The following is an 11,612-nucleotide window of genomic DNA, read 5'->3' on the forward strand; positions in this document are numbered from 1 at the left end:
ATCGCTTCGGGAGATTCTACTTCTTCTTCGGTGGCGATCGCTTCAGGAGATTCTAGTTCTTCCTCGGTAGCGATCGCTTCAGGAGATTCGACTTCTTCTAATTCTTCCTCTGTGGCGATCGCTTCGGGAGATTCTACTTCTTCTTCGGTGGCGATCGCTTCAGGAGATTCTACTTCTTCTTCGGTGGCGATCGCTTCGGGAGATTCTACTTCTTCAGTTTCATCGCTGGTAACTTCGGGAATTTGGTCGTCTGTATCTTGTAGTTGAACTACAGTTTGTTCTCCAACAAATTCGTCTGTATCTTGTAGTTGAACTACAGTTTGTTCTCCAACAAATTCCTCAGTTTCTTCCTCATCTTCTGCACTGATATCTGCTGGAACTTGGCTTTCTTGTTCAGGAGCGAATATATCACGTGGCTGTACATAGGTGGCTTCTGCGGCAACTGCTCGATCAAAATCGGTCAGTTCCTCGCTAAGAGAATCTAAAACAGCACTCTCTTCTTCAGATGTTTCCGTTGTGCTTTCTGGCGTAGTTATTGCTTCAGCAGTTTCGCTGTCTTCATCAGATTCACCAGAAGCAACTTCTGAGACTTCATTGACAATTTCAGGAGTTTCTACTTCATCCGTAGTTTGACTAGCTTCTTCTGGTACTGATTCAGCATTAGTGGAACTGCTGACACTTTCAGTTGGTCGCGGTCTGGAAAACAATGAAGGGTCTATAATCCTGAATACTGTTTCTGGTAGTTGCTCAGACAGAGGAGTGACTGCTTCCACAATGAGAACATAATCAGCAATTCGGATCACGTCTCCATCTTTTAATACATATGGTCTGTCTTTCTCAGCTTGTTTGCCGTTGACTATTGAGCCATTTCTACTGCCAAGGTCACTAAAGTAGTGACTTCCAGCTTTAATTAAGAACTTGGCATGTAACCGACTAACATCAGGACTGTCCAAGACTACATCAGAATCTGGAGAGCGGCCTATTAACCATTCTCCTCCTTTTGCAGTTTCTGGGTTCAGTTCGATCTCGTTGACTTCACTTATGTTTGGTGAGTAGCTAACTTTTACTTTCATATTAATTTTTGGTTAATTTTATTAATTTCAGCTACCCAGCGCTGACGGGTAGTGTGTTCTAAATTCAAAATATCATTTTGTGACCAATGAAAATAATAAGCAATAAAAGCTACCTCCTCATATAAAGTATCAGAGGGGTAGCTCATGACTCCCCCGCTAATTCTAGTTGCACCGAAAACTCGGTATTACAATGAGGGCACTGTGCAGGAATATGTGCATTTCCTTGCTGGTTAATTCGGTTGTAAAATTCCCTGAGATAGGCGATGTCATATAGAAGCAGTCCTTCGAGCAAATCAGGACTGACATAGGTCAAACTACCCAAACGAGTAATCACATTTGAAAGCATCACCAACACACCGTAAGCAGGATTTTCCTGAACTTTAGATTCTTGTTGCACCACAATTTCATCTTTGGCAGTGGCTAAACGCATCATTCCATGACGATGCACTCGGTCTTGATTGTCAACCAATCCTCTAGGGAGAGTGAAGCTAAATTCAGTGTGGAGAGTATCCTTCTTACGGGGCATAAACTATCAAATTTTTTCTATGGTCAGGATTGTCCTAAGTCGTTGGTCATTGGTCATTAGTTATTTATATTTACAAAAAACAAATGACAAAAACTTAATTAGAAAGCAGTAATTCAGGAGAATTTGCTGTATTTTCTGGCAGAGAATTTTTCTCTTCTGCTCCATTGATTCGACGGTAAAAATCTTGAAGATAATTTAAATCCTGAGCAAAAAAGTTTTCTACTATTGCCGGACTGACTTCAGATAAAGCACCCAAACGGGTAATCACACGCGACAAAATAATAATTGTGGCATAAACGGGATTAGCTTTAACTCGTGGGTCGCGCAAGGGGGCAATTTCATCTATTGCCATTGATAATCGCATGATTCCTGTACGATGAAGATTTCCTTCTGAGTCTAGATAACCTTTAGGGAGCGTAAATTCAAACTCTGTGGGAAACATATTTTTCCTAATTATTGTGTACGCTTAAATTCTTCAAAAGCAATTTCCAATTCTTCGATTTCTATTTCATTACTTTTAGCACTGACATCAGCAATTTTGTAACTAGTAGGCCAAGCACCAGCTAATTCAAACCTAACTTCTTTTTTAGATTTTTGATCATAAATAGATAAAGAAATAAATTGACGTTGTTTAGCCCACTGTCCTTTTTCAACGTCTTCAAACCACTTCCAAAAGTTTTTAGAACTGCTTAAACCTTGACGCAACGTGATATTACCACTCTTAGAATTGCTAGGAAGCTTAGTTCTAACTGGTAGACCTTTTGATCCTCCTTGCCGCTTTTGAGAAGTGACTTCGCAAATTTCAATTACATCTTGTGTTCTTTTAAATCCTTGACATTCTAGGAAGTAGCAATCATTTTCACCTCCACCTATGCCCAATCTTAAAAAGAAACGATAGCTAGTAAGAAGTTCAGATGTCAATGGAGCCACGGCATTTCACAATATGAAAATAGATTTTTTTTAAAATTTTTGACGGCTGCTAGATCCCCAACTTTTTTAAAAGTTGGGGATCTGAGCAACGCTAACTACTAAAGAGAACTAAGACTTTAGTGTTTTTGATTTTGAAATAATTTCAAAACCCTGAATAGATACTGTGATTTGTTCTGTCACAATATCACCGCTTTTAGCATCAAACTTAGGAGCTGTGTATTTAGTGGGGTAGCAGTTCTTCATATTGATTCGGAAGATTTCAGTATCCTTACTTTGTCCGTAACCAACAACTGACATTGCTTTACGATTGCCATCCCATTCGCGGGGTTCGCCATCTTTATTACACTTCAAATACCATTGATAAATGGTATTGTCGCCATCATAATTGACTGTAATTGTGACATCATCAAATTCTGCTTGTCCTGGAGTATTTTGACGTGCAACTTTGCCATTTTTACCAGAACCAACAACACCTTTAGTACCGCCAGTGTTTGATCCTAATCCATCGACTGATTGTACAAATTTGTCAGTAATTCCGTCTGCTTCTAAATAAAAGACGGCACCAGTAAGAAATTCGCCCGGCATAATTGTCTCCTAAATAAGTTGATAGTGTGGAAAAATCGTTTTTTGTCATTAGTCATTTGTTCAAAACTAATGACCAATGACCAATGACTAATGACTAATACTATTCCTGATCATCAAGCGCGTTCCATTGGCTGATGCGGAAGATGACAAACTCTGCTGGTCTAACTGGGCAAACACCCACTTCGACATATAAACGACCCAAAATGATGCTATCTGGTGGATTCAGTTCTTCATCGCACTTGACATAAAATGCTTTTTCTGGTGAATCGCCAAATAAAGCACCTTCACGCCATATCCGCTCTAAGAAGTTACTGACTGTACGCCGCACCCGTGCCCATAAATCTTGGTCGTTCGGTTCAAAAACTACCCATTGAGTACCCAACTCAATAGATTTTTCTAGGTAACTAATCAACCGACGAACGCTAATGTAACGCCACTCTGTTTTATCTGGTTCAACGAGAGTACGTGCGCCCCAGATGCGGATACCGCGATTAGGGAAGCTGCGGATACAGTTGATACCAATGGGGTTTAATAATTCTTGTTCGCGGAAATTGGTTTCATAACCTAAACCAATTACACCTCTGGGTACTTCGTTTGCTGGGGCTTTGTAAACACCTCTGGTTTCGTCGGTGCGTGCCCAAACACCCATGACATGACCACATGGAGGTACGAGAATGGGATTACCGCGATCGCGTGGATTAGGAACCTTGATCCAAGGATAATATAAGGCCCCAAACATTGAACGACGGTTAAATCTATTTAACCATTCCACAACTTGTTGAGGTTTAACAGCTTCTGGCGGTGGGTCGAGTACAACCATCCGGTTGGGTGGGTTGGGAATATCACCACTACTGGAACCCTCGCACATGCTAATCATCAATTCCATGACACCGTGGATTTGATCTAGGTTCATCACTTGCGCTTGATAAGCCCGCATCAAATCAGGACACGCCAACATCGTGATTTCATCGATTTCAAAAATCCCACGTACCCCTGTACGGTCATCACGTACCCCTTCTAAATCTTGCGAAAATCTGTCGGGTGGGGTAGCAACAATTGGTGGCGCTAGCTCATACTGACCATTAACCGGACGGCGCGTTAATGGTTGTCCGCTTTGAGTAATGTCTTCTACGGTGATATACATCGAATTCCGCAATGCTGCCAGCGCATAAGTTGCTGCTTGAGCCGACGGCTCGCGGTTCATCGTCAAGTTCTCGTACTGCTCTAGAATTTCATCTCCCCGCCGAATTTGAATCGTGAAATATTCACCTGTGTTTGGTGGGGCTTCTCCCTCTGTACCTTCAGGTAAAGCGCGAGGCGAACCATCAGTAATGAAGATATTGACTAATCCACCTGCCGCTTGCTCTGGACGCAAAGTAAAACGCAGGGATGGACGATTACCTCTGGAGTTAATTCGCAGAGTCGCAGGTTCTGTGGTTGAGGGTTTGGGTGTACCTGGTAACTGAGTGCCAATACTTGTTACCCAGCAGCGACCGCCACCATTCATAAAATAGCCATATACCGCAAAGGGTAAATAGGCATTAAAGTCGGTGAAACCATCAGAGTTGGGACGGGCGAAGTAGTTCAGATATTGTGTCCAATTCGTCACGAGCATGGGCTTACATAGCTCAGCATCATCACGAATATCTTCTGTAAAACCTACAAACCCAGCAACTGCTGTGCTAACACCTTCAATCGGCCGGCTACCTCGGTCAAATTCTTCAATATAGACACCAGGAGCAAAGTAATCAAGTCTGGCCATGAAAATCTCTCCAAGTTAGTCAAAATTTAGTGATTCATAACTTACGCAAGTGCCATAATTTTTTTCTTACAACGTTGTCTAGGGTCAAAAGTTCAAAAAGTAGCTGAATTTTTAGACTCTTGATCCTTGAACATCATTACAGAAAGTACATGAATCAATTGCGTAAATTTTTTTTATTCAGGAGTTAATAAAACTTCTTTGAAGGTATGACTTTGATTATCCACCAATGCATTTACATTTTGAGGTAAATACCCTGGACAATTCACATTCAAAACATAGTTACCTATCTCAAGATTTTCAAAAAAGAAAAGTCCATCTTTGGTGCATTCCATAGACTTTTTAGTTCCCCTCAAAGTCACTTCTGTCGCTAATAACGGCAGATTTGTGACTACACTTTTCACAATACCTGCAATTGCTACCCGCTGAGTTAACACTCTGCTGCTACCTTCTGGAGCATATTGGTTTCGCAAATTGAAAATTCGATCCCAAACTAAAGGTATGGAAGTGGGCTGTGTATTCAAAGGAACCGTAACTGTCAAATATAAGGCTGAACGTAAAGGTACATTCAGAGCGCTCCACAAAGTTCCAGCCTCAATTGACGGCTCTAGTCCAATTGTCATTGGCAAACCACCATTACCCCGCAATTCGGGAACCAAAAATTCCTCTTGTAAACAGCGATGACGCATAAGCACAATCAGTGCTTCGTCAAGAAAATGATGCTCGCCTAAAGTTGTTCTATCCCAGGCCGTTAATATTAAAGAAACATCAAACCATATAGGGGCCCAATTTACAGTGGCCGGTTGTAGAGCGCGTGTAAGTTTGCGTTCAACTTGCTTCCCAGAATGTTGTAATTGTCTACTCTCACGAATATCATAAATATATAAATTGAGAGTTGGGCCTGCTCCCTCTTCTCTGCGATTACTGGGATGACTAAACTCAATTTGCTCTGTACTGGTAAGTGAAGTTCCTCCAGCTAGAATTTCGGCCAAAGTTTGAAGAACGAAGATAAGCATGAAGGTGTTGTGCTGGTAGCTAAATCCAGATGCCTTTAGAGTATCTGAATTAGGCTTGGGAAGTTAATTAGACTTTTGTCGATATTTTGAAAAATGGGGAGTGGGGAATTGAAAAATAATTTAGCTTTTAGGTTTTTGCTTTGCCTTTATTTTCAAAACTAGCCGCCCATATTAAGAACTACACAATGAAACCATGAAAATATCTCTTCCCCTACTCCCCACTCCCCACTCCCCACTCCCGTACACCAATCTTTACTTAATAATTCTTTGTATATTAAGTTTCAAATCTAACTTATTTGTTAAAAAATAACCCTTGGGTGTACCGCATAAATTTATACTATTCGTCAGAGTATTAAGTATGTTGGTTAGAAAAAGTGGGTAAAGCTATGACTTTAGGCTTTTCTCGGCCAAAACTTGGCAGTACCTCTAATTATTGGGATTCCCCTGATATACAAGGTTTTTGTCAGCTACAAGCAGAACAGTTAACTAGTCAGCATCCGATTTTATTTGCTCGTTTTGTTTACTATGATTCTTTGCTCAAAGCTCATCAGGAAGTGACGAATTATGCTCAAAATCAAGTCCCGTTTGCATCACATATTTTGGCTTATTTGAGATCAGAAGCTTGGCTGACAAACTTTCCTCATGTTTTGACGATACAATCTTTCAAACTTGATTATTTACAATTTATTGCTTACATTTGCCCAATCGGCTATAAAAATCAAAAACCTGAATACATCCAAATAATTACTTCTGAACCTCTTTGTTCAAATTCGCAGCAGTATGTGCAGCGTTCTGCTATGTTGCTAAGCAAATACGCAGACCTTTATTCAGATCATGGGAGACAAAAATCTGAGCTGCAACTACTAGAAGATATACTTCATCGTATCGGTCATCAATTGCGTAACTCATTAGCATTGATCGGACTGTATGCACATAATTTGTATTTGGGATTGCAAAATAGTCCTTGGCAAGAGCAAGCAATAATTATTGGCAACAGCATCCAAGATTTAGAGTTGAACTTAAATGAGATTATTGATTGTGGTCAAGGTGCAAAATTAAGAATAGCCCCTCAAGACTTAAAAGGTATAGTAGTCGAAAGTCTAAACTGTTTACAACCTCTAATTAATCAAAAGCAACTTCAGATCAATATTCCCGATACGTCTACTACTTTGAAGATAGACCGCTTACAAATCAAGCAAGTGTTCGATAATATACTCAGTAACGCGGCTCATTTTAGTCCCAATGGTGGAACAATTAGTTGTAGCTGGCAGATTTTCCAGGAGGAAGTTTTAATTAAAATCTCAGATCAAGGCCCAGGAATATCTCAAGAAGATATCCCAAAAATATTTAATCCCTTTTATTCACGTCGTTTAGGAGGTACAGGACTAGGTTTAACTATTGCTAAAAAAATTATTTTGGATCATCAAGGAAACATTTGGGCAGACAGTGTATCAGATAGAGGCGCACAGTTTTCTTTCATTTTGCCTCGACCAAAGAATCTTTAGTTAGATAAAGAGCTTTACGTACTAGATTCTGCATAGCACTGTTAGGGGGTATCTGCAAATGGGCGAGAATCAAAAACTTTCGGTTTTACTGGTAGATGACGAGGAACGCTTCCGTCAAGGGTTACGTACCCTGCTCAACTTTTATAATATTAATTCTTCTTTGCTGATAGAAGTGGCGGGTGATGCAGATTCTGTAGAGCAAGTTTTAAAGTTTACAGCCCAAAATTCTCCAGATTTGATTTTGCTGGATTTGCAATTGTCTGGGAGTGATGGCATTACGGCTTTAGCGCGTCTTAAGGAAATTTCTTATGCTGGTAAGGTTTTAGTATTATCAGCTCATCAAGAAGATGAGTGGATTTTTCGGGCTATGCAGGGGGGTGCAGCGGGTTATGTCTTTAAAAATCGTTTGGCGACTCAGTTATATGAAGCTATTGATACTGTAACTAGGTCTGAGATTTATCTACCTGCGGAAGTTGCTAGTCGATTTTTCCGTTTTTTCCAGGCTTATTCAGACTCTTCTGTGAGGGCTTGTCATCAGTTGCATTTAACAGAGAGAGAGCAAGAGGTTTTGCATTGGCTAACTCAAGGTGCTTCTAACGAGGAAATCGCTAAGCATTTATATGTGACAATTGCCACTGTCAAAGCGCATCTGACAAGTATTTTTGATAAATTGAAGGTGACAAGCCGCGCTCAAGCTATTGTAGCTGCTATTAAGCTGGGACTTGTGAAAGCTTGAGCATAAAGAAGCAATTCACGCAACTGTTTGTATATGCCTGTATTTGAATCTTTGTATCAAGAATACCCTTGCTCTTACAATTCTCCTTTAACTTGCGATCGCCCTTTTCAAACAGCGCAACAAATCAAAGGCGCTAAGTTTTGTTTGGAGTGTGGTTTTCCGGCAACTTTACCCCTAGAATCGGAGATTAAAGGCAATCAGGGTAATTATCAAGTCACCAACTTTTTAGGGGTGCGGGGTTTAGGCCGCCTCTACTCGGCTATTCAACTTAAGGATAAGCAACCTGTAATCATTAAAGAATATCTGCTACCTAATCGTTGTTTTAATGAAAGTGAAACAAGCAAGCGCAAAGAAAGTTTCAAACGTATAGGAGGAGTGGATTTAGCGGATAGTCGAATTCAAACTTTTCGCTTGATTCACACTTTAGAAGCGATCGCAGATGAAAAAGGAGAACGCTGTTATTTAATTTCTACAGGACTAGAATCATCCCAAACTTTAAGTCGGTATTTAATGGACAATGGAGCAATGACTGCTCCGCAAATACGAGAATTACTCAATCAAGCTCTGCAAACCTTAGAGTTTCTCCATACACAAAAGTTGCGTTTTCCCTCAAACCAAATACAGCAGGGTATCGCCCATGGCAACATCAATTTAGATAGTATTTTGATTGATGTAGAAAATAATAAAGATTTTTATATATATTTTGGCGATTTAGCTATTTGGGAAAACTTATTTATTCCTCCAATTATTAACCCACCTCCACCTGGTAACACAATTGAAGATTTAAAAGCTTTAGGGTTAGTAGCTTTTTATTTATGGGCAAAACGAACACCTAATTACTCTTCTAATCAACCGCTTGATCCAAAAGATGATCAACTATGGCCAGATACAGATGATGCTTTAAGGCAATTCCTTTATCGCTTAATTGGGTTAGAGAATCCTTTTGCCAGTGCGGAAATGGCTCGCAAGGCACTATTACAACTTTCTCAACCAGAACAGGCAGAAAGTTTGAGGCGATCGCTTGACGACGCTCAAGAAAAAGAAAAGCGTTTTCGCCGCTTAATAATTCTATTACTAATTTTTGTTTTTCTCTTATTGGGAGGAGGAATTTGGTATTATTTTTGGCAGCGTCATCAGCTAGGTGATAATAACAGATTGGTACAATGGCCCAAATTGAAGCGGAATTTTTCTGAAGTCAGTAATGTGCCAACAGGAACGTTTAATTATACAGGAGAAAATATCAGTACATGGAGTCTTATTTTAAAGCAACCAGTAGATAATAGCCGTTTAAATGATTTATTAACCAACCCCAAACCAGGAGCAACAGCAACATTCATCTATCAACCCATCACATCACCGGATGTCAAGAATCCTACAAAAAGCATCGAAGAAGTCCAAACAAGTAAAAAAGATTTTGCAATTACTAGTTTGGTAGACAGCATCACAGACAACTTAGATAAACAAGCAGTTGCATATGATGGTTTACTTGTTTTTGTAGCATTTAATAAAAAAGATACTAATTTAGCTAATTATCTAGGAGGACAAATTACTCTTGAACAATTGCAGCAAATTTATACAGGTAAAATTACTAATTGGCAGCAGATTAATCAAAAACTTCCCAATCTTGCTGTAAAAGCTTTTGCACCAACCGAACCTGAAGCAATCAAAAAATTTCAAGAAATAGTTCTCAAAAACGATAATCAAGCCAAGGCTTTATTTGATGCAAATGTCACAAAACTTGATACAACAGCAACCCAGAACCAGATACGTCAAGAAGTTCAAAAAGGACGGAATACTGGCATCATTAGTTTTGGTATTCTTAGCAAAACTTGGGATCAGTGTACTGGCTATCCTCTAGCCATAGTTGACGGCAATAAGCCACCTAGTCAACCTCTGTTTCAAAGGCTGGAGCGTCGCCCAATCAATACCTTAGACGACTTATGCCAGCATGACAACTTTTATTTTGATGTAAACACTTTCCAAAGTTACCCCTTGGGGTACTTGATGTTTGTAGTGTACCCTAAAGACAACAGCCGCCCACCTAGCGGTTCTACATTTGCTGAGATGCTAACTACTCGTCAGGGTCAGTGTTTGCTTAGTAAAGTAGGTCTTGTACCTTTACAACCTATGCCTGATGATATAAACTCCTATGCCTGCAAATCGGTGCCCTAACCCAACTTGCGAATATTTTAACCGCGCCCTGCCCAACAATGCTAAGGTTTGCCCTTGGTGTTCTACTCCTGTTGGTAATGTGGTTGCCCCTGCGCCATCACCTAGTCAACCACCCAGCCAACCACCTCAACAACCACCTAGTCAACCACCTGTTCAGTCTCAGCGACCAGTAGAACAACCTAGTTACCAAACTCCTCAAGCACCTCCAGCCCCCGTTGACTATTCGACATCCTATCAACAGCGGGTTTCTTATGTGCCACCGCAACCTGCTTATACTCCACCACAGCAAAGAGTACCAGTTTTGAAGCTAATTCATACTTCAGGCAGGGAGTTTCATTTGCACGGAGAAGGAGGTTTTATTGGTCGCCGTAGTCAGAGTGTGACAATCGCCCCAGAAATTGATCTGACTGGTATCCCCCATGAAGGAATAGTTTCTCGTCGCCATGCACGAGTCGATTGGGATTGGTCACAAAACGCATACATCATTGTTGATATGAGTACGAATGGTATTTATTTAAACAACAGCCTTCTTACTCCTGGTGTGCAATATCGCCTGATTAATGGTGATATGCTGCGATTTGGTCAAGATAATTTAGTTAATTTTACTGTATATATCATGTAATATTAATTACTGATGTTGCAAAGTTTTTGGTGTGTTTAGCGAAGTCTGAACACACCAAATTTTTTGTAGATAGCTTAGCAAAAAATGCTGCTGTTAGTAAATGCGATCGCAATCTACTTTTAACTTTTTCATCCCATTAGGGGAAGTCTGCTGTTGAAAGCTGCAATTCCAAACTATCACAAACCCATACTAAATTAAGCAAATCCCTCAAAGACTTAAAAGCGTGGGAGTGCTACTAAAAAATACACACAATTTTGATATCCAATCAGGTTGCCATTGTTACAACATTGACACTCCCAGACCTGAAGGTACGGGGATTCTGTAATCTACCTCGTCACTTGCTCTACCAGGTTTTCACCAAGCAAAGTAGAGGCAACGAGTCCTACAGCGTTACTTCGGGACTGCCCGTCCCTAGTTGAGGCAGTGCTTTGCGGAGCGAGTGTGTCTTGGGGAGCCACTGCGCCCTTCGGGTTTCCCGACAGCCGCGCAAGTGGCGTGGTTTCCCCCATGAACAACTCGCGTTGGGGTTCAAAGCGTTGTAGCAACTGCCGTTGTCTTGCAAGATTCAAAATGTTAATTGCTGCATTTTCATCTCTATGCAAACTGCAACCGCAACTACAAACATGGGTGCGAGTTGATAGAGATTTTTTCACAATCACACCACAATTTGAACATTTTTGTGAGGTGT

Annotated in this window: 13 protein-coding genes; 4 read left to right on the forward strand and 9 right to left on the reverse strand. The window is 40.5% G+C overall.

Annotation, left to right across the window (positions count from 1 at the left end; genetic code table 11):
- From AC5JMF_RS23600 to AC5JMF_RS23635, 8 genes are all read right to left on the reverse strand, one after another.
- Positions 1 to 1,073: FHA domain-containing protein (locus AC5JMF_RS23600; RefSeq protein ID WP_495798138.1), on the reverse strand; the 1,073-nt coding region annotated here is incomplete at its 3' end.
- Positions 1,070 to 1,219, reverse strand: a complete 150-nt coding sequence (locus tag AC5JMF_RS23605) for a DUF6760 family protein (RefSeq protein WP_495798139.1) — start codon at positions 1,217 to 1,219, stop codon at positions 1,070 to 1,072. The genes AC5JMF_RS23605 and AC5JMF_RS23600, both read right to left, overlap by 4 nt.
- Positions 1,216 to 1,599, reverse strand: coding sequence for a phage tail assembly protein (locus AC5JMF_RS23610; RefSeq protein WP_495798140.1), 384 nt, complete (start codon positions 1,597 to 1,599; stop codon positions 1,216 to 1,218). Before AC5JMF_RS23610 ends, AC5JMF_RS23605 begins: the two co-directional genes overlap by 4 nt.
- A gap of 94 nt (positions 1,600 to 1,693) precedes the next feature.
- Entirely contained in the window at positions 1,694 to 2,041 is a 348-nt protein-coding gene (locus AC5JMF_RS23615) for a hypothetical protein (protein ID WP_495798141.1), read from the reverse strand.
- A gap of 11 nt (positions 2,042 to 2,052) precedes the next feature.
- Entirely contained in the window at positions 2,053 to 2,529 is a 477-nt protein-coding gene (locus AC5JMF_RS23620) for a phage tail protein (protein WP_495798142.1), read from the reverse strand.
- Positions 2,530 to 2,637: 108 nt separating this feature from the next.
- The gene (locus tag AC5JMF_RS23625) at positions 2,638 to 3,114 is read right to left on the reverse strand and encodes a phage tail protein (protein ID WP_495798143.1); all 477 of its coding nucleotides are present in this window, start codon (positions 3,112 to 3,114) and stop codon (positions 2,638 to 2,640) included.
- Between the two features lie 100 nt (positions 3,115 to 3,214).
- Entirely contained in the window at positions 3,215 to 4,876 is a 1,662-nt protein-coding gene (locus tag AC5JMF_RS23630; protein WP_495798144.1) for a phage tail sheath family protein, read from the reverse strand.
- 173 nt (positions 4,877 to 5,049) lie between these two features.
- Complete coding sequence (locus AC5JMF_RS23635) at positions 5,050 to 5,889, reverse strand: Pvc16 family protein (protein WP_495798145.1); 840 nt, start codon at positions 5,887 to 5,889, stop codon at positions 5,050 to 5,052.
- Between the two features lie 386 nt (positions 5,890 to 6,275).
- Between AC5JMF_RS23635 and AC5JMF_RS23640 the strand changes: the two genes are divergently transcribed.
- From AC5JMF_RS23640 to AC5JMF_RS23655, 4 genes are read left to right on the forward strand one after another with little or no spacing between them, the layout of a single operon-like run.
- A complete protein-coding gene (locus AC5JMF_RS23640) occupies positions 6,276 to 7,394 on the forward strand; it encodes a sensor histidine kinase (protein ID WP_495798146.1) in 1,119 nt (372 codons plus the stop codon).
- 58 nt (positions 7,395 to 7,452) lie between these two features.
- Entirely contained in the window at positions 7,453 to 8,130 is a 678-nt protein-coding gene (locus AC5JMF_RS23645; RefSeq protein WP_495798147.1) for a response regulator, read from the forward strand.
- A 33-nt stretch (positions 8,131 to 8,163) separates the two neighbouring features.
- Positions 8,164 to 10,302: a PstS family phosphate ABC transporter substrate-binding protein gene (locus AC5JMF_RS23650; RefSeq protein ID WP_495798148.1), complete on the forward strand. Its 2,139-nt coding sequence runs from the start codon at positions 8,164 to 8,166 to the stop codon at positions 10,300 to 10,302.
- The gene (locus tag AC5JMF_RS23655) at positions 10,280 to 10,924 is read left to right on the forward strand and encodes an FHA domain-containing protein (RefSeq protein WP_495798149.1); all 645 of its coding nucleotides are present in this window, start codon (positions 10,280 to 10,282) and stop codon (positions 10,922 to 10,924) included. Before AC5JMF_RS23650 ends, AC5JMF_RS23655 begins: the two co-directional genes overlap by 23 nt.
- A gap of 326 nt (positions 10,925 to 11,250) precedes the next feature.
- Here the strand turns inward: AC5JMF_RS23655 and AC5JMF_RS23660 are convergent.
- Positions 11,251 to 11,612: zinc ribbon domain-containing protein (locus AC5JMF_RS23660; RefSeq protein WP_495798150.1), on the reverse strand; the 362-nt coding region annotated here is incomplete at its 5' end.

Source organism: Desmonostoc vinosum (assembly GCF_059505385.1).